Origin of the sequence: Sinomonas gamaensis, assembly GCF_005876955.1 — a bacterium.
Classification (GTDB): domain Bacteria; phylum Actinomycetota; class Actinomycetes; order Actinomycetales; family Micrococcaceae; genus Sinomonas; species Sinomonas gamaensis.
On sequence record NZ_SSCL01000002.1, the window covers coordinates 152,041 to 169,411 of the forward strand.

At 68.2% G+C, this 17,371-nt stretch carries 15 protein-coding genes; 8 read left to right on the forward strand and 7 right to left on the reverse strand.

The features are described from left to right. Positions 1-3: 3 nt before the first annotated feature. Positions 4-456: a hypothetical protein gene (locus tag E5679_RS03215; RefSeq protein WP_138413649.1), complete on the reverse strand. Its 453-nt coding sequence runs from the start codon at positions 454-456 to the stop codon at positions 4-6. Between the two features lie 397 nt (positions 457-853). On the opposite strand from E5679_RS03215, the gene E5679_RS03220 reads away from it, so the two are divergent. The 3 genes from E5679_RS03220 to E5679_RS03230 are packed head-to-tail and all read left to right on the forward strand — an operon-like array spanning position 854 to position 3,336. Next, positions 854-1,744 (forward strand): LysR family transcriptional regulator, encoded by an 891-nt coding sequence (locus E5679_RS03220; RefSeq protein ID WP_138413650.1) that lies wholly within the window; start codon positions 854-856, stop codon positions 1,742-1,744. A 21-nt stretch (positions 1,745-1,765) separates the two neighbouring features. Further along, positions 1,766-2,641: a hypothetical protein gene (locus E5679_RS03225; RefSeq protein ID WP_138413651.1), complete on the forward strand. Its 876-nt coding sequence runs from the start codon at positions 1,766-1,768 to the stop codon at positions 2,639-2,641. A gap of 47 nt (positions 2,642-2,688) precedes the next feature. Next, the gene (locus tag E5679_RS03230) at positions 2,689-3,336 is read left to right on the forward strand and encodes a peptide deformylase (protein WP_138413652.1); all 648 of its coding nucleotides are present in this window, start codon (positions 2,689-2,691) and stop codon (positions 3,334-3,336) included. On the opposite strand, the gene E5679_RS03235 is transcribed toward E5679_RS03230, so the two are convergent. Beyond that, on the reverse strand, positions 3,333-5,354 hold the full coding sequence (locus E5679_RS03235) for a S9 family peptidase (protein ID WP_138413653.1): 2,022 nt from the start codon (positions 5,352-5,354) through the stop codon (positions 3,333-3,335). The two genes, E5679_RS03230 and E5679_RS03235, sit on opposite strands and share 4 nt — an antisense overlap. Positions 5,355-5,395: 41 nt before the next feature. Between E5679_RS03235 and E5679_RS03240 the strand changes: the two genes are divergently transcribed. Further along, entirely contained in the window at positions 5,396-6,253 is an 858-nt protein-coding gene (locus tag E5679_RS03240) for a methyltransferase domain-containing protein (protein ID WP_138413654.1), read from the forward strand. Here the strand turns inward: E5679_RS03240 and yczE are convergent. Beyond that, the gene (yczE, locus tag E5679_RS03245; RefSeq protein WP_212746903.1) at positions 6,231-6,995 is read right to left on the reverse strand and encodes a membrane protein YczE; all 765 of its coding nucleotides are present in this window, start codon (positions 6,993-6,995) and stop codon (positions 6,231-6,233) included. The genes E5679_RS03240 and yczE overlap by 23 nt on opposite strands. A 60-nt stretch (positions 6,996-7,055) precedes the next feature. On the opposite strand from yczE, the gene yczR reads away from it, so the two are divergent. The 4 genes from yczR to E5679_RS03265 all read left to right on the forward strand — a co-directional run bounded on the left by yczR (position 7,056) and on the right by E5679_RS03265 (position 10,681). Next, complete coding sequence (gene yczR / locus E5679_RS03250) at positions 7,056-8,456, forward strand: MocR-like transcription factor YczR (RefSeq protein ID WP_138413655.1); 1,401 nt, start codon at positions 7,056-7,058, stop codon at positions 8,454-8,456. Positions 8,457-8,556: 100 nt separating this feature from the next. After that, positions 8,557-9,024, forward strand: a complete 468-nt coding sequence (locus E5679_RS03255) for an NfeD family protein (protein WP_249335923.1) — start codon at positions 8,557-8,559, stop codon at positions 9,022-9,024. Positions 9,025-9,045: 21 nt separating this feature from the next. Continuing rightward, positions 9,046-10,155 carry an SPFH domain-containing protein gene (locus E5679_RS03260; protein WP_249335924.1) on the forward strand — a complete coding sequence of 370 codons (1,110 nt, stop codon included), beginning with the start codon at positions 9,046-9,048 and terminating at the stop codon, positions 10,153-10,155. 181 nt (positions 10,156-10,336) lie between these two features. Continuing rightward, on the forward strand, positions 10,337-10,681 hold the full coding sequence (locus tag E5679_RS03265; protein ID WP_138413656.1) for an RNA polymerase-binding protein RbpA: 345 nt from the start codon (positions 10,337-10,339) through the stop codon (positions 10,679-10,681). Positions 10,682-10,773: 92 nt separating this feature from the next. On the opposite strand, the gene E5679_RS03270 is transcribed toward E5679_RS03265, so the two are convergent. From E5679_RS03270 to tatC, 4 genes are all read right to left on the reverse strand, one after another. Beyond that, positions 10,774-11,508 carry a polyprenol monophosphomannose synthase gene (locus tag E5679_RS03270; protein ID WP_138413657.1) on the reverse strand — a complete coding sequence of 245 codons (735 nt, stop codon included), beginning with the start codon at positions 11,506-11,508 and terminating at the stop codon, positions 10,774-10,776. A gap of 379 nt (positions 11,509-11,887) precedes the next feature. After that, entirely contained in the window at positions 11,888-13,525 is a 1,638-nt protein-coding gene (locus E5679_RS03275) for an amidohydrolase (protein ID WP_138413658.1), read from the reverse strand. A gap of 55 nt (positions 13,526-13,580) precedes the next feature. Further along, positions 13,581-16,532, reverse strand: a complete 2,952-nt coding sequence (locus tag E5679_RS03280; protein ID WP_138413659.1) for a DEAD/DEAH box helicase — start codon at positions 16,530-16,532, stop codon at positions 13,581-13,583. A 9-nt stretch (positions 16,533-16,541) separates the two neighbouring features. After that, entirely contained in the window at positions 16,542-17,336 is a 795-nt protein-coding gene (gene tatC, locus E5679_RS03285) for a twin-arginine translocase subunit TatC (protein WP_138413929.1), read from the reverse strand. Between the last annotated feature and the right edge of the window lie 35 nt (positions 17,337-17,371).

The window sequence follows — 17,371 nt, forward strand, 5'->3', positions numbered from 1 at the left end:
CGGCTAGTTGCTCGTGACGTTGACCGTGATGGTGGCGCCCTTGCAGGCGTCCTGGTTTGCGGTCGAGTCGTTGAACGTGAGGGTGCCAGTGCCAACCTGCGTTCCCTGGGCGTGTGCGGCGACAGTCGCGCCAGAGGCATTCGCGGAAACTGTGAACCATGCCGGAAGGCACTCGGGGACGTTCGTGCTGACCGTAGCCGCAAGCCCGTTAACGACTGTGTTCGAGTCGTTCCCGTTGTCCGCTGTGTAGGTGACCGGCGAGGACTGACCCGGGGCGAGCCCGGCGTTGAACGAAGCGTGCACGGTCACCGTGCCGCCTCCGGTGGAGGCGGCTGCCGAACCGGTGCCGGTGCCCGTCGTCGTCCAGTACGCGAACGCGGCGGCGCCGCCAACGCTCAGCATGCCCGCCGACGCGACGGCGAGGACAGCCTTGGTCTTCTTGGTCATGGTGTTCATGGGAGTGCTCCTTCTAGGGGTGTGAACGCGCGATACGAGAGGCGGCGCCGAAATGCCCCACCAGTTCAGACGCTGTGCGGACTTCGGATCGGCTAATCCTTGGAGCCCGATGCGAAGACTTTCCCAGCCGACGAGGCCCCCCGACTACACTTGCGGCTACTCGTTTATGCGGCCCAGTACTCCCCTACTGAGTACTCGCGTTCTCCGTTTCGGGTACGCGAAAGACCGCTGTCGGCGTCGGCGCAGCGCGCCCCCGGACTGCGGATCGGCAGAGGTCAGCGGGCGGGACCTGCTCGGTGTACTCGATTGCATCGGCTGACCGGATCGCTCAGAGAACCGCCCGTCGGCAAGATCGAGCGGAAGAATTTTTCGCTCCGCAAGCCCATACGCTGGGAACATGACCGTCCGGGATTGGGACCTTCGCCACTACCGCTTCCTCGCGGCGCTCGCCGCACACGGAAGCATTGGCGCCGCTGCCCGTGAAACCGGCATGGCCCAGCCCAACGGGTCCCGGCTCCTCGAGCAGATGGAAGGCTCAGCCGGGTTTGCCCTCGCCCGCCGGACGCCACGTGGCACCGAGCTCACCGACCGGGGCAGGGTCATTGCGGGACTCGCCTCGGACGTCCTCGAGGCGGCCGAGAGCGTGGCACGGGCCGTCGGGGCGCTCGAGAGGGACCGAGGCACCCTCCACGTCTCTGCGAGCATGACGGTCGCAGAACATCTCATGCCGTCATGGCTCGCCGCTGCTCAGGAGCGTCTGCCCGGGATGAACCTGACCCTCGATGTCGGCAATTCCGATGAAGTCTTCGACCGCCTCCGCTCGGGCGAGGCAGACCTCGGCTTCGTCGAAGGACCCACCGTGCAGACGGGCTTCCGGTACCTCGATGTCGCGCGGGACGAACTCGTCGTCGTCGTCCGTCCCGATCATCCGTGGGCCGCCCGAGGCGAGATCACGCCCGAAGAAGTGGCCACGGCAGGACTGGTCGTTCGGGAACGCGGATCGGGAACGCGGCAGACCGCCGACCTCGCGCTCGCGGCACACGGGACTGGCCCACGGTTCGAGGTAGGCAGCAATGCGGCGCTCGCAGCGAGCGTTGCGGCGGGGCTCGGGCCGGGCGTCGTGAGCCGACTCGCCGTCCAGCTTGCGCTGCGCAGCGGCCGCCTCGCCGAAATCGCCACGCCGGGCCTGCGTCTCCGTCGCGTCCTTCGCGCCGTCTGGTCGGCTGCCGAGCCGCTCCCCCGCTCGGCTCAGGAGTTCCTTGCGATGATCGGCAACCCCGCCTCGTGATCCGCCGCGTAGCCTAGACCCATGCGTCCGCGAGTCCGCAGTCTTCGCCTCGCCGTGCTCGCCCTCGCGTGCGGATTTGGCGTGGCCGGATGTTCCGGCTCAGGCGCGGGTCCGTCGTCGTACTCCACCACAACCGGCAGCGGCGCGGCGAGCACGTCCCAAGCCCCACTCACCGCCGTCGTCGACCAGTTCCGCGACGAGTACGGCACCGGCACCATCATCCTGCAGCTCAACAATCGAACCTCGACCAGCAGAACGCTGATCCGGGCTGAGCTCGTCGGCTCGGACTTCGCGTCGGGGGCGCCCTGGACCGGGAGCATCGAGCTCCCGCCGGATCAGCCCCTCAGCCTGCCGGCCAGCGTGGCCGCACCCGCCTGCGCGTACAGCGGCGGGACGAATCCCTCCGTCCGAGCTGTCTTCGCCGACGGAACGTCCATCACGGTGCCCGCAACCGACCCCCACGACGTCCTGTCCCGCGTGCGGACGGAACAGTGCTTCGCGTCCGTCGCCCAGCGCGCCGTCGACCTCCGCTTCGCCGACGAGCTCCAGCCCGGACCCTCACCACAGACCGCGGTCCTCGAGCTCATCGTGACGCCGCCTGCTGGGAGTCCGAGCGCCGCCGCGACCCTCGTCTCCGTCAGCGGGACCACGCTGCTGGCTGAAGACCCGTCGGCGCCGTGGCTCCACGATCTCGCGCTCTCGGCCGACGGCTCCCGCGTTCCGCTCACCTTCCGCCCCGCGCGTTGCGATCCGCACGCAGTGGCCGAGGACAAGATCGGAACGCTCATCCCGCTCACGCTGAGGGTCGCTGGGCAGACCGGAGTCGTGAAGGTTCCAGCGAGCGCGGCGCTCAAAGCGGCCGTCTACGCCTTCGTCGGAAGGGCCTGCGGGTGGTGACGTCGCGCCTCCCCTGCGGGAGGCCCGCCCCGACCTAATCTGAGGGCATGAGTCCCGCATCCCGCAGTCGCTGGTCTGCCGCACGCCTGGGCGAGAAGGCCGCCGAAATCGTTGCGGCGGACGAGCTGCCGCCGATCGTCCAGGCCGGGCATCCCGTGCTGCGCAGCGAGGCCATCCCGTTCGACGGCCAGCTCGACGACGCGCTCCTGCGAGCCCTCATCCAAGTCATGCGGCGCACGATGCATGCGGCTCCCGGCGTTGGGCTCGCCGCCCCGCAGATTGGGCTCCCCCTCCAGCTTGCGGTCCTCGAGGACATGTGGGCAACGGACGACGACGTTGCACGGGTCCGCGATCGTGGCCCGCTGCCCTTCTTCGCCGTCCTCAATCCCGCCTACGCCGCCATTGGGACCGATCAAACCGCGTTCTACGAAGGCTGCCTCTCAGTCCGCGGGTACACCGCCGTCGTCCGTCGGCACACCCGCATCGAGGCGAGGTGGACGACTCCCGAGGGCGCAGACCGCCGCGCGGAATTCGCGGGGTGGCCTGCGCGCATCGTCCAACACGAAACCGATCATCTCAGCGGAACGCTGTACCTCGACAAGGCGGATCTCAGGTCTCTCTGCAGCAACGAGGAGTATGCGGCGAGGTGGTCCCACCCCACGCCCGATGCCGCAGCACGCGAGCTGGGCTTCTAGGGGGAAGGGTTTGCCGCGGTCGGCAGATGGCGCCCCCACCACCGTAGGATGTGCTCGAACCGCTGCTTGCGGTGATGCGGCGTCCCGGACCGCGAGAGCTCGTGGTTCTCGCCCGGGAAGACCAGCAGCTCGGTCACGACTCCGCTGAGTTTCAGAGCGGCGTAGTACCGCTGCGCCTGTTCGATCGGGCAGCGCCAGTCTTCCTCGGAATGGATGACGAGGGTCGGCGTGCGCACGTCGTCGACGCAGGCCATGGGGCTCTGCGCCCGCATGTCCTCCGGATCCCATCCGGTGTATTCCCCGGGGAAGAACCAGCCGATGTCGGCGGAGCCGACGAAGCTCACAGGATCGAGGAAGCCGCGTTCTACGATCGCTGCCCGGAAACGGTGTTCGTGGGCGATGATCCAAGCCGTGAGATAGCCCCCGTAGGATCCTCCCATCACTCCCAGCCGCTCGGCGTCCAGCTGGGGGAAGGCGGCGAGCGCGGAGTCCAGGAAACCGAGGACGTCTTCGAAGTCCACCGTCCCCATGCGGCCCTTGATCGCCGGCGCGTGGGCCTCTCCATACCCGGCGGATCCGCGGGGGTTGCACAGGAGGACGCAGTAGCCGGCTCGCGCGTAGACCTGCGCCTCGTCGAACCACGCGCCGGTGTACTGCGCAAAGGGTCCGCCGTGGATCGTCAGGAGGACCGGATGGGGTCCCTCGCCTTCCGGCAGCACCAGCCAGCCGTGAACCTCTGCCCCGTCTGCGCTCTTTCCCGTGAATTCCCTCGGGATCAAAGCCGGCGCCACCTCGCGGAGGCCGGCCCCGAAGTCGGTGAGCCGGGCGAGGCCGTCCTCCCGGACCACAGCCAGCTCGCCGGGGCTCTCGGCGTCCGCGAGGGAGAGTACGACGACGCCGCGCGCCGAGTCGACGCCAGTCACCACCCGCTCGCCGTCGCAGAGTAGGTCTCTGCCCCCTTCGCGCGTGTAGGCGACGGGAAGCAGGGCTCCGCGGGTCCGTACAAGGCCGAGCGCACGGCCGTCCTCGTCCACCCGGAGGCTCCCGGGCGCCTCGCCGAAGTCGTCCCCGTCTTCGCTGATTCGCTTCGTGCTGCCGTCGACGAAGGCGTGCCAGAAGAGCCTGGCGCTGCGTCCTACGAAGTCGGTCCCGGAGTCGCCCAGGGACGCGGCGAGGACGAAGAGTCCGCTTCCGTCGGGTGCCGGTTTCGCAGACTGCACCGAGGCCGCTTCCGGGTTGCCGAGCTCGACGATCGTGCTCGGTCCTCCTTCAACCGCCGTTCTGACGAGCCGAGACGTCAGGGTGTCGATCGATTCGGGGTCAGCCAGCGAGACCGTGTAGATCGATTGGCCGTCTGCCCCGAAGGTCGGCATCGAGTGGTCGACTGACGCCGACGTGAGCTGGCGTGCCTTGGGAAGTCCGGTCGAGGTGTCCCGTTCGCCGTCGGCAGTCTCCTTCGCCCGTCCTCTGGCCGCGACGAACGGCTCTTCATTGGCGTCCGGGAGGTCAAGGACGAAGAGTTCGGCAGGCTGGTCCAGCGTGTAGCCGCGGCCGTTCAGCCGGTAGTTGAGCCGAGTGATGAGCCGGGGATCCTCGGCACCGGGGCCAACGCCGTCGGTACTTCCGTACCGCCCGGCCTCCGGCTCACGGGAGGTGAACGCGAGGCGCGCGGAGTCTGGGGACCACGCGAAGGCCTCCACTCCGAGCAGGCGATCGGTCAGCGCACGCGGCTCCCCGCCCTCCGCCTCGACAGCGAACAGCTGCGGTCGCCCGCCGGGCTGAGCCCGCAGGAAGGCAATCCATTGCCCGTCCGGCGAATACTGTGGCGACGTGTCGCGGAAACCGCGGGTGAGCCGACGCGGCGGACGGAGTCCGTCCGTGCTCACCTCCCAGAGCTGCCCGACCGCTGCATCTGCGCGGAAGTCGGGCCGGGTGACGGCGACAACGCAGCGCTCGCCCGAAGGATGGACGGTCGGAGCGGAGAGGGTGGCAATGACATCCAGCTGGTCAGGCTTCACGCGTGAAGCCTAGCTGCGAGCGCCGCGGCTAGCATGGGGGCATGCCGTTCCCCGCCCTCGAACTCCTGCGCTGTCCGGTGTGCAGGAACGGGTGGGATGGCCCGAACAGCAGCGAACGGACACTGCTGTGCGCTTCGGGGCATCGTTTCGATGCTGCCCGCCAGGGCTACGTCAACTTCCTGACCGGCCGCGGCACGCGCTTTCTGCCCGATTCCTCCGAAATGGTCGCGGCCCGGGAGAGATTCCTCGCGACCGGCAGCTACGGACCCATCGCGCGGGCGCTGGCGGAGGGGTGTGCGGCCGCAACCGCAGGGGGCGACGACGGCGGCACAGGCCCTCGCGCGATCCTCGACGTGGGTGCCGGGACGGGGTATTACCTCGCCGCCCTCCTCGATCGGCTGCCGGGCTCCTGCGCCGTCGCCTTGGACATCTCGAAGTTCGCGCTCCGCCGGGCGGCCAAGCTTCCCCGCACGGCCGCGGTCGTCTGGGATGTGTGGAGAGACCTTCCGCTCGCAGACGCCGCCTTGGACCTCGTGGTGGATGTCTTCGCCCCACGGAACTTCCCTGAGTTCGCCCGCGTGCTCCGCCCAGGCGGCGCCGTGTGCATCGTCACGCCGAGCCCGGATCACCTTGCGGCCCTCCGCAGCCTCCTGCCCATGCTCGAGGTCCCGACCGGCAAGGCGGAAGCGGTCGCGACTTTGGCTGGCCCTGAGTTCGAGCCCGATTCGGTCCGCCTTGTTCGCTTCCCGCTCGTGCTGACCCGCGACGAGGCCGCGGATCTTGCGGTCATGGGGCCTGCCGGTCACCATTCGAGCAGAGAGAAGATCCTCTCTCTGCTCGCCGACGACGAGGTCCGCACCGAGGGGGCGGTGGAGCTCACCGTCCTGCGGCGTCGCTGACCTGTTCCCCCACTCGAGCGTATTCGCCTCCCGCAGGAACCTCTGAGCGGCCAGAACCCTCTGAGCGGCCAGAACCCTCTGAGCGGCCCAGATCCTTTGCGCGGCCTTTCGGCTTCGCAAGGTCGACCTGCAGCACCCGGAGCGCCAGCTGGATCAACGGACCGATGCCGAACGCGAAGACTGCCGTCCCGATTCCCACCGTGCCGCCGAGGAACCAGCCAAGGGCTGTCACCAGCACCTCGATGCCAGAGCGGACCAGCCAGACTGGCCATCCCATCCTTCCGACGATTCCGGTCATGAGGCCGTCGCGAGGGCCGGGCCCGAGCCCAGCACCGATGTACAGCGCTGACGCGAAGGCGAGGAGGACCAGGCCGACCGCGAGGAAGGCGCACTGTGCCAGGACCGTCGCCCAGGGCAGCGCCGTCGAGGCAGGAAGGAACGCGAGGCCGAGATCCGCGAAGACCCCGACGAGGAGGGCGTTCGCGAGGGTCCCCCAGCCAAGACGCTGCCGCAGAGGGACCCAGAGCAGGAGCACGACCACACTGACCGCCACGGTCGCCGTTCCGAAGCTGACGCCGATGGCCTTCCCGACGCCCTGGGCGAGGACGTCCCACGGTGAAGCTCCAAGCCCCGCGCGGAGGATGAACGCGATGGCCACCCCATAGGCGAACAGTCCGGCAAAGAGCCTGATCAGACGCAGGGACAGACGGGAGGTTGTCAGAAAGTCTCGGACGAAGGGCATGTTCCAAGCTTTCTGGAAACTGGACTGCTAGGAAAGGGCCAATTATGGAAATATGGCCTCATGACCTCCGTCACAGCGGCACGATTGGCCTCCATCCTCGGCGCGTGGAAATCCACTGCACCCGCCTACACCGCCCTCGCCGATCGCATCAGGCTTGTCGTCGCGGACGGACGCGTCGCACACGGGGCGCGCCTGCCCGCTGAACGCGACCTCGCGGCGGCCCTTCAGGTGAGCAGGACGACGGTGGCGGCCGCCTATGCACGATTGCGGGAACTCGGCACGATTGAGAGCCGCCAGGGATCGGGCAGCTATGTGTCGCCGGGCTCGAGGCCGGCCGCCAGCAGCAGCGCCGTCGCAGTCGCCTTCGACCTCACGAAGGCGGCCATGCCGGCGGCGAGCGCGGTCGGAGAGTGCTTCCGCATCGCGGCCGGGAACATCGGCCCCGAGCTCTCCGGATCTGGCTACGAAATCGTCGGCCATCCCGCGCTGCGACTCGCGATCGCCGAGCACTATCGGCGTCGAGGGGTGCCGACCGATGCCGAGCAGATCGTTGTGACGTCCGGCGCCCAGCATGCAATCGCCCTGCTCACCCGCCTCCTCGCCTCCCCTGGCGACCGCGCGCTGATCGAACAGCCCACCTACCCCCACGCAATCGACGCGCTCCTGGCCGTCCGAGCGCGTCCGGTTCCCCTCCCTGTTACCCCCGACTGGGGGTGGGATCTCGTTGAAGCGGAATCGGCCCTGCGGAATGCGACTCCCGTTCTGGGCTACGTGATGCCTGACTTCCAGAACCCGACCGGAGCGAGTCTCTCCGACGAAGACCGCGCGAAGCTCGCACGGGCAGCGGATCGGCATGGCACTGTCCTCATCGCGGACGAGACCACGATGTGGCTCGATCTGGGACGTGGTCCCCGTCAGGCCTTGGCCGCAGCCTCGCCCTCGGTGGTGACTGTCGGCAGTCTCGGCAAGCTCGCCTGGGGCGGTCTCCGCGTCGGCTGGATTCGCGCGAGCCGGAGCCTCGTCACGCGGCTGGTGCAGTCGCGGACCAGCATGGATCTCGGGACCCCGGTCTTCGAGCAGCTGGTCGCCGTCGAACTCCTCCACCGGGAGGAACAGCTGGTCGCCGAACGCCGCGCTCAGCTTGCGCGCGGGCTCGAGGCCCTCAGAACGTCGGTCGCCGAGAACTTTCCCAGCTGGCAGCTGCCTGACTGCGACGGAGGCCTTGCCCTCTGGGTCAACTGCGCGCCGTGGTCCTCCTCCGAACTCGTGCTCGCCGCCCAGGAGGAAGGGCTTGCGCTCACGGCCGGCCCGCGGTTCGGTCTCCACGGCGCGTTCGAGAGCCGATTGCGCCTCCCCTTCACCGACGCCCCGGTGACCGTCACGGCGGCTGTGCAGGCGCTCCGCCGCGCGGCAGACAGGCGCGCGAGCGGGACAGTCAAGGAGCCTCTCGTGGCCGTCTGAAGTCCTTGCCCATCCGTGGCGAACCTGTTATGCGGTGGCCGGTCCCCGTGGTGTTCTGCTGGGCTAGGGTAGTGGAAGGAGCGGGGGATGGAGGGGCGCCGTGGACTGGGTCATGCAGAACGCATGGATGCTGTGGCTCGTGCTTGCCCTGGTGCTCGGCGGCATTGAAATGATCAGCCTGAGCCTCGTCTTCGCCATGCTCTCGGGCGGCGCGCTCGCCGCGTTCGTCACTGCCGTCCTCGGAGGCCCAGCCTGGCTCCAGGGACTCGTCTTTGCGGTCGTCTCGCTCGGCATGATTGGCTTCGTGCGTCCTGTTGCCATGCGCCATATGCAGCAGCGCAGCATCGAGGATGTCCGCACCAACGTCGACCGTCTGGTCGGCGCGCGGGCCACGGTCATGGAGGCGGTCGACAGCAGCAGGGGGCTCGTGAAGATCGGCGGTGACGTCTGGACCGCGCGGGCCGAGAGGGGCGAATTCCTCCCGGGCGACGTCGTCCAGGTCGTCGCCATCGACGGCGCAACAGCCGTCGTCGCGCCGGGCAACGAGACTTCACCGTATCGGAGCTGACCACATCACAAGGGGGACATCATGGACGTTGGCGGAGTTCTGCTCATCGTCGTCGTCATTGCACTGATCCTGTTCGTCGGCACTGTCCTTGTCAGGTCAGTGCGCATCATCCCGCAAGCCCGTGCCGGCGTCGTCGAACGCCTTGGCAAGTACCAGCGGACGCTCACTCCTGGGCTGACGCTGCTGATCCCCTTCGTCGACCGGCTCCTCCCCCTGCTCGACCTCCGCGAGCAAGTCGTCTCGTTCCCGCCGCAGCCCGTCATCACCTCGGACAACCTCGTCGTCTCCATCGACACCGTCGTCTACTTCCAGGTGACCGATCCCCGAGCCGCGACCTACGAGATCGCCAACTACATCCAAGCGGTCGAGCAGCTCACCATCACCACCCTCCGCAACGTCGTCGGCGGCCTCAACCTCGAGGAAGCCCTCACCTCCCGGGACCAGATCAACGGTCAGCTGCGGGGCGTGCTCGATGAGGCGACGGGACGCTGGGGCCTGCGGGTCTCCCGCGTCGAGCTCAAGGCCATCGAGCCACCCCACTCGATTCAGGACTCGATGGAGAAGCAGATGCGCGCCGAGCGCGACCGCCGCGCAGCGATCCTCACCGCCGAGGGCACGAAGCAATCCGCGATCCTCACGGCAGAGGGCGAACGGCAGTCCCAGATCCTGAAGGCGGAAGGCCAGGCGAAGGCCGCCGTCCTGAAGGCAGACGGCGAGGCCCAGGCGATTCAGAAGGTGTTCGAGGCGATCCACCGTGGGAACCCGGACGGCAAGCTGCTCGCCTACCAGTATCTGCAGACTCTCCCGAAGATCGCCGAGGGCGGTTCCAACAAACTGTGGATCATCCCGAGTGAAGTCGGCGAGGCCCTCAAGGGCATCGGCGGGGTCATCGGCAACGTCGGTCAGGCTGCGGCGTCGGGGGCGCCGTCACCGCTTCAAACGCCCGACGACGGCGCCCCAGCCCTCGATCAACCGAAACCGAGCCTCGGGTCGAGCAAGGCCGACAGCCTCGAAGAGGATGCTCGCGCCTTCGAGGAGGAAGCCTCACGTCCTTCCGAGCTCGATGCTGAGGCCCAGGGGATCCTCGAGCACCACGCGCGGCGCCCCGGATCGGACGACGGAGCCGTCTGAGGCGCTTCTAAGCACCGCTGAGCCGCTTCTCCAGAAGAAACCGGCGCCCCTGTCTGCAAAGGCAGGAGCGCCGGTTCCGGCTTATAATGGAAAGCCCGTCCGGGAACACGCGAGCCTGCCTAGGCGTTGACATGTGAGTCGGTTCCCGGGGTCGGAGAACGAAGAACGTGAGGGAGTAAATATGAGCGACCGCAGCCTGCGCGGCATGCGTCTGGGTGCACAGTCCATGGAAAGCGAGGCAGGCGTCGAGCCGGCTCCCCGCCAGCGCGTCGAGTATCGCTGCGAGGACGGCGAGCAGGTCTTCGTGACGTTCTCCTCCGAGGCGGAGATCCCCCCTGTCTGGACGTCCAAGACGGGCAAGGAAGCTTTCCTGGTAGACGGCGAGCGTCCGTCCGAGGGCGCGGAGAAGGCGGTGCGCACGCACTGGGACATGCTCCTGGAGCGCCGTAGCATCCCGGAGCTTGAGCAGATCCTCGCGGACCGGCTCGCCCTGCTGCGCGAGAAGCGCGGCGAGCGGGTCGGCTGACCCGGATCAAGCTGAACGCAGAAGGGGCGGGACCCGATGAGGGTCCCGCCCCTTCTTGCTGCCTCCGCCGAGCAGTCTCGCCCGGCGGCGATTCAGCCCTGTCGGCGCCCGGAGAGCTGCTTCAGGCGATCTGCGATGCCCCACTTGGTCACGTTCAGCATCGCCTCGACCACGATGTTGCCGCTCATCTTCGACGACCCTAGCTCGCGCTCGACGAAGGTCACAGGGACCTCCACGACCTTGAGTCCCATCTTCGCCACACGCCAGGCGAGGTCCACCTGGAAGCCATAGCCCACCGACTCGACGGCGTCGAGATCGAGCTTCTCCAAAGTGGTGCGGCGGAACGCGCGGTAGCCCGCTGTCATGTCCTTGATCTTCAGCCCCAGCATGGTGCGGGCGTAAGTGCTGCCCGTGCGCGAGATGAGCTGGCGGTAGAAGGGCCAGTTGACCACGGATCCGCCCTGCACCCAGCGCGACCCGATCACTAGGTCCGCGCCGGCCTCGACTGCGTCGAGGAGGCGGGGAAGCTGTTCCGGCTGGTGGGAGCCGTCTGCGTCCATCTCGACGATGACGTCGTAGTCCCGCTCGAGCGCCCAGTGGAAGCCGGCAATGTAGGCCGCGCCGAGGCCTTCCTTGCCGCGGCGGTGCAACACGTGGACCTGCGGGTCCTCGGACGCGATCCGGTCGGCGAGGTCGCCCGTGCCGTCCGGGCTGTTGTCATCCGCCACGAGAACGTCCGAGGCCGGGACCGCCGAGCGCAGGCGCCCGAGCGTCTTCGGGAGGGACTCGAGCTCGTTGTACGTGGGGATGATCGTCAGAATGCGCACGCAGGCGTCCCTTTCGGAGGCTGGTTCAGGGGTCCGGGGCCCTGCGGGAGGGCACGAACGCCCATTATATCCAGCCGCGAGGCAGGCCCACGCGCCTTCGGGCCAGTCGCGGGGCTGGCAGCTGGTCAGTCCCCCGACTGTTTTCTACTGACGTGTGGACCTGCCCCCAGGGCAGTGCCACCGCCTCACAGCTCGGCGGCGACTGGGACCGTGCTGGCGACGCGGCCCGATGTCAATCGATCCTACGTGGCACAGGTCGCGTGTCAACCGCCTTCCCACCTGCGAAAACGGGTGTTTCTCCTGCTCAGCGGCACGTTCGGACGCGCAAAATGAACCGTTTCGGGTCCGAATCTCCTGGTACGTGACCCCGATGACCTTCTCAGGCGCCGAACTCGTCGGACCAGAACAGCTCGTTGCCTCGATGCACGGTTGCAAGACAGGACGGAGGGTTCTCCGTGTCGAGCGCCGGCAGCAGCGGCGTTCGGGCACGGGGGTCAGTACTCCACGCCTGAACGCGCTCGTCCGCGACCTGCACCATGAGTTCATCGACGCGCCATACTGCGAAGCTGGCCGGAGCGCCGGGCACGAGCTGACCCATGAGCGGGTCGCGGTGCCGCAGCGCACGCCAGCCCGCCCGGGTGTGCCCGATGAACGCAGCCCTCGCCGAGATCCTCTCGGACGGCGTCGAATGGCCCAGGCACGCCGCGACGCTGGCCCAAGGGTCGAGAGCGCACACGGGCGAGTCGCTGCCGAAGCAGACGGGAACGCCCGCGGAGGCGAAGCTCGCGAAGGGATTCATACCCTCCCAGCGCCGCCCCAGCCTCCGTGAGTACAGGCCGCCTTCGCCTCCCCACGCCGCATCGAACAGGGGCTGCGCGCTCACCGTCACGGAGTGGGCAGCAAGAGCAGCGATGTCCTCGGGTGAGGCCAGCTCCACGTGCTCGAGGCGGTGGCCAGCAGCGCGAACGGCAGAGATTCCAACCCGATCGACCGCCTGCTGCAAGCCCTCCAGCGCAATGCCGAGGGCCGCGTCGCCGATGACGTGGAAGCCGCCTTGGATCCCCAACTCCGAGCACGCGGCAAGATGCTGTCCCACCTGCGCGGCACTCAGGTAGGCCGTTCCACGCTGGCCGGGAGCGTCGTCGTAATCGGCGGACAGCAGCGCAGTCCGGGAACCGAGCGAACCGTCAATGCTGAGATCGCCGGCAAGTCCATGGACATGGACGCCGAGCGATTCCAGAACCGCCCGGGCCTCATCCACGGACTCGACGAGCTCCCCCCAGTAGGCGAAGACCTCGGGCCGCCGGAACTCGCCGCTCGCCTCGCCAAGGAGGATCCGCAGGTCCTCGACGCCGGCGATCTGCGGTGCTGCCTGCTCCACGACGGCGACGTAGCCACGTGCGGCCGCGTGTCGGAGGGCGGCTTCGTGGAGGCGCGCGATCTCCTTCGGATCGGACGGACGCGCAGTGACCCTCACCGCGCCCAAGGCCTCGCGCGAGGCAACCGGACCCCCATCCCACCCCTGGACCGCTGTAGACCCCAGCCCGGCGGACGCCGCAAGCGCAGGCGAGACGAGCGCAGAATGAACGTCGACGCGCGTGAGGATCGCGTGGCGCCCTCCGCTTGCCCTCTCCAACTCCTCAACGGTGGGCAGCACGGGATTCGACCACGTCGAGTCATCCCACCCATGTCCGTACACCGTGCCCTCCGTGCCCTGGGCGGCGTGGGCGACGGCGTCGAGCAGGTCGGCGGCGGAGCGCACCGAGGAGAGGTCCAGCGAGCGGAGCGCTAAGCCCGTGTCAGAGAGGTGCGTGTGGGAGTCCACGAAGCCCGGCGTCACCACCGCCCCGTCGAGGTCCACAATGCGCATCGTGGAATCGGCGATGGAGGCAGCTGCTTGCTCCGTCCCTACCCAGGCGACGGTGCTCCCCTCGACGAGCATGGCCGTCGCGAGTGGGTCGGCAGTCGAATAGACGGAGCCGTTGCGGTAGAGGGTCAGCTGGCGCTCAGAGGACATGGAGCTGCCTTTCTGCAGGCGTGATTGAGGCTCGGGAGGTCAGGGAAGCGGACGGTCAGTCGGAGACCCCGGAGTACGCCACGACGCCGCGCTTGATGGAATCGATGGACGCCCGGCAGAGCCTGCGGATGCGCGGGTCGATCCCGGGGACGTCCGAGAGTTGGTCGAGGAGGTCCACGACCTGCTTGACCCAGCGCACGAAGTCGCCGGCTGCAAGCTCGGTGCCGGAAAGGACGTTCTGAAGGTCACGGCCTCGGGCCCACTTGTAGATCGGCCACACCAGTCCGAAGTCTGGTTCCCCTGTCCGGGGAAGCCGATTCTGCTCCTCCACGTCCTCGAGGTTGGACCACTCGCGCAGCAGAACGTCGACCGCGACGTCGAGCGAGACGCTCGGCATCTTGGGTGGCAGGCCCGGCTCGTCGCGCTTCGCCTGGTAGACGAGCGTGCTGGCGAGGGCCGCCAGTTCGGCCTCGTCGACGTCGTCGAACGCGCCTGCGCGCACGGCAAGCGCCGTCAAGAGGTCCTTGTCGCCGTAGATGCGCCGCAGCTGCTGGCCTCGATCGGTGACTTTGACGTCTCCGTCCGCCTCCTCGAGGCATCCGTAGGCCGTCAGGACGTCGCAGACCCTGTCGAAAGTCTTGGCGATCGTGTTCGTGCGGCCCTTGATCTGATCCACGAGACGGTCCGTCTCCCGCCTGAGCTTCGTCCAGCGCTCCGCCCACCGCGCGTGGTCCTCGCGCTCAGAACAGCCGTGACACGGATGGGCGCGCAGTTCGCGGCGGAGCTCCGTGATCCTGCGCTCCGTGTCCTCGTAGCCAGCCGCGAACGCGAAGTCCCGACGGGAGCGGCGATTCTTTCGCGCGCCGTCCCCTCCGTCCCGTGAGTGGTTCACGGCGTGCCGCATCGACGCCGCGAGGTCTCGGCGGTCCTTGGGGCGTTTCGGATCGAAGTGCTTCGGAATGCGGATGCGTGCGATCGGCTCAAGCGGGCCTTCGAGGTCCTGGTACCCGATGCGTCGCAGGTTGTGGTCGAAGGTCAGCACGTGGGGACGCGGTTCCCGGGCGTTGCTGTCTGCCGCGAGCACCACGGCGGACCCGCTGAGCCGGCCGTGCCCGATCTCCACTACGTCGCCGGGCTGCAGTCGCGCGAGAGAATCCAGCACCATTCCGCGCCGGGCGCGCCCCGCTTCCCGAGAGGCATACTTCTCCGCTGCGGTGAGCTCCTCACGGATGCGCTGATACTCCCGGAAATCCCCGAGGTGGCACGTCATAGCCTTCTCGTAGCCCGCGAGCGACTCCTCCCGGTCGCGGACCTGACGGGCGAGCCCCACCACGGAGCGGTCGGCTTGGAACTGGGCGAAAGAGCTCTCGAGGATCTCCCGGGTGCGCCTGCGGCCGAATTGGGCCACGAGGTTGATGCTCATGTTGTAGGTGGGCCGGAAGCTCGAATTGAGGGGGTATGTGCGGCGGGACGCCAAGCCGGCGAGGGCTGCAGGGTCCAGGCCCGGCCGCCACTGGACGACTGCGTGGCCCTCAACGTCGATTCCTCGCCGCCCGGCGCGCCCGGTGAGCTGGGTGTATTCCCCCGCCGTAATGTCGACGTGGGCCTCGCCGTTGAACTTCTCCAGCTTCTCGATGAGCACGCTGCGGGCGGGCATATTGATGCCTAGTGCGAGGGTCTCCGTGGCGAAGACGGCCTTCACGAGGCCCGCGGCGAAGAGCTTCTCGACGACCTCTTTGAAGGAGGGCAGGAGGCCCGCGTGGTGTGCGGCGAGGCCGCGGAGCAACCCCTCACGCCAGGACCAGAACCCGAGGACTCCGAGATCCGATGACGGAAGCTCCCGCGCCGCCTCCTCGATCACGGCCGAGATCTCGGCCCGCTCCGCCGGCGTTGTCAGATCGAGCCCAGCGTCGACGCACTGCTGCACAGCGGCGTCGCACCCAGCCCTGGAGAAGATGAAATCGATGGCCGGGAGCAGGCCTTGGCGCTGGAGGGACTGGATCATCTGGGGGCGGCTCGCCCGCAGTCCCTGCACTTGCGCGTGATCGGAGCGGCTCTGGCCGCCCTCAAGCGAGGCCTTGCTCCCCCGTTGGCGCTCTTCTCGCCGGTGCGCGCGGCCGCCGTGCGAGAACCGCGAGCGATGCTGTGTGTGGGTTTCCCGGCGCGCGATCTCCACCAGCTCCGGATTCACTGCATTGAGTTCACGGCCCGGAGCCCGCGCCTCGGGCGACGCCGCTGCTACCTCGGGGACCGCGTCGCCGTTCTCGCCCACATGGTCGTGGGCGTCAGCCAGATCCTCGAAAGACTGCCGGGTCGCGAAGAGGTCGACGAGGCGCCGGCCGACCATCACGTGCTGCCACAGCGGAACCGGCCGATGCTCGGAGACGATGATGTCCGTCTCGCCCCGGACGGTGTCCAGCCACGCCCCGAATTCCTCCGCGTTCGATACGGTCGCGCTGAGCGAGACGACCCGCACCTCCCGTGGGAGATGAATGATCACTTCCTCCCAGACCGCTCCCCGGAAGCGATCGGCAAGGTAGTGCACCTCGTCCATCACCACGTAGCCCAGGCCCTGCAGTGTCGAGGAGCCTGCGTACAGCATGTTGCGCAGGACTTCGGTGGTCATGACGACGACGGGCGCCTCGCCGTTGACCGTGACGTCGCCAGTGAGAAGCCCCACCCGGTCCTGACCGTAGGCCTCGGAGAGCTCGGTGTACTTCTGGTTGGAGAGCGCCTTGATCGGCGTCGTGTAGAAGGCCTTCAGTCCTTTTCGCAGCGCGAGATGCACCGCGAACTCGCCGACGACGGTCTTGCCGGCTCCCGTGGGGGCGGCGACGAGCACGCCACGCCCAGCTTCGAGCGCGCGGCACGCCTCACGCTGGAAGGGATCGAGAGGGAAGGGCAGTTCCGCGGCGAAGGCCCCGAGCTCCGTCTTCGCGAAGGCCCGCCGTTCGGCGTCGAGGGCGAAGCGTTCGGCCGGGCTCAGGTTCTCGGGGACGCTGGACATGAGACCAGCCTAGAACTTGTCGAGGTCCTCGCGTGAAGTCGGGGTGTCCGCCGACGACTCGGTTTCCTCGACCATCTTGGCCTGACGGCGCTCCCGGCTCCTGTCACGGAGGAGGCACAGGCCGATTGCCGCGAAGAACAGCGCGAGGAGCGGGACCGCCAGCATGAACATCGAGATGGCGTCCGCACCAGGCGCGGCGATCGCAGCGAGAACGAAGACGAGGAGCACGGTGATGCGCCAGGCCTTCAGGATCGTCTTGCCGGGAAGGATGCCTGCCGCGTTGAGTCCCACGAGGACCACAGGGACGAGGAAGGCGAGCCCCAGGAACAGGACCATGTGGGTCACGAAATCGATGTACTCGCGCCCGTCGATGAGGTTCGAGAACCCCGACGGTGTGAACTGCGTGAGGGCGCGCACCACGTTGGGCGTGACGATCCAGCCGATCCAGACGCCGGCGAGGAACAGCGGCACAGCTGCCGCCATGTAGCTCAGCGTGTAGCGCTTCTCCTTGGAGGTCAGCCCGGGCATGATGAAGGCCCAGACCTGGTAGATCCAGACAGGGCTGGAGATCACCAGCCCGATCTGGATCGCCAGCTGAAGCTTGAAGTCGAACGGTGAGCCGACCGTTGAGAAATTGACCCCGGAAATGCCTCCGGTCCTCTGCGCGATATCGCGAACAGGCGCCTGCAGCTCCTCGAGGATCGGGTCATACAGGAACCAGCCGGCGATGGCGCCGATGAGCACCCCGATGGCCGCTTTGATCAGGCGGTTCTTGAGCTCGCGCAGATGCTCGAGGAGGGGCATCCGGCCTTCGGGGTTGGCCTTCCGCCCTCTGGGCG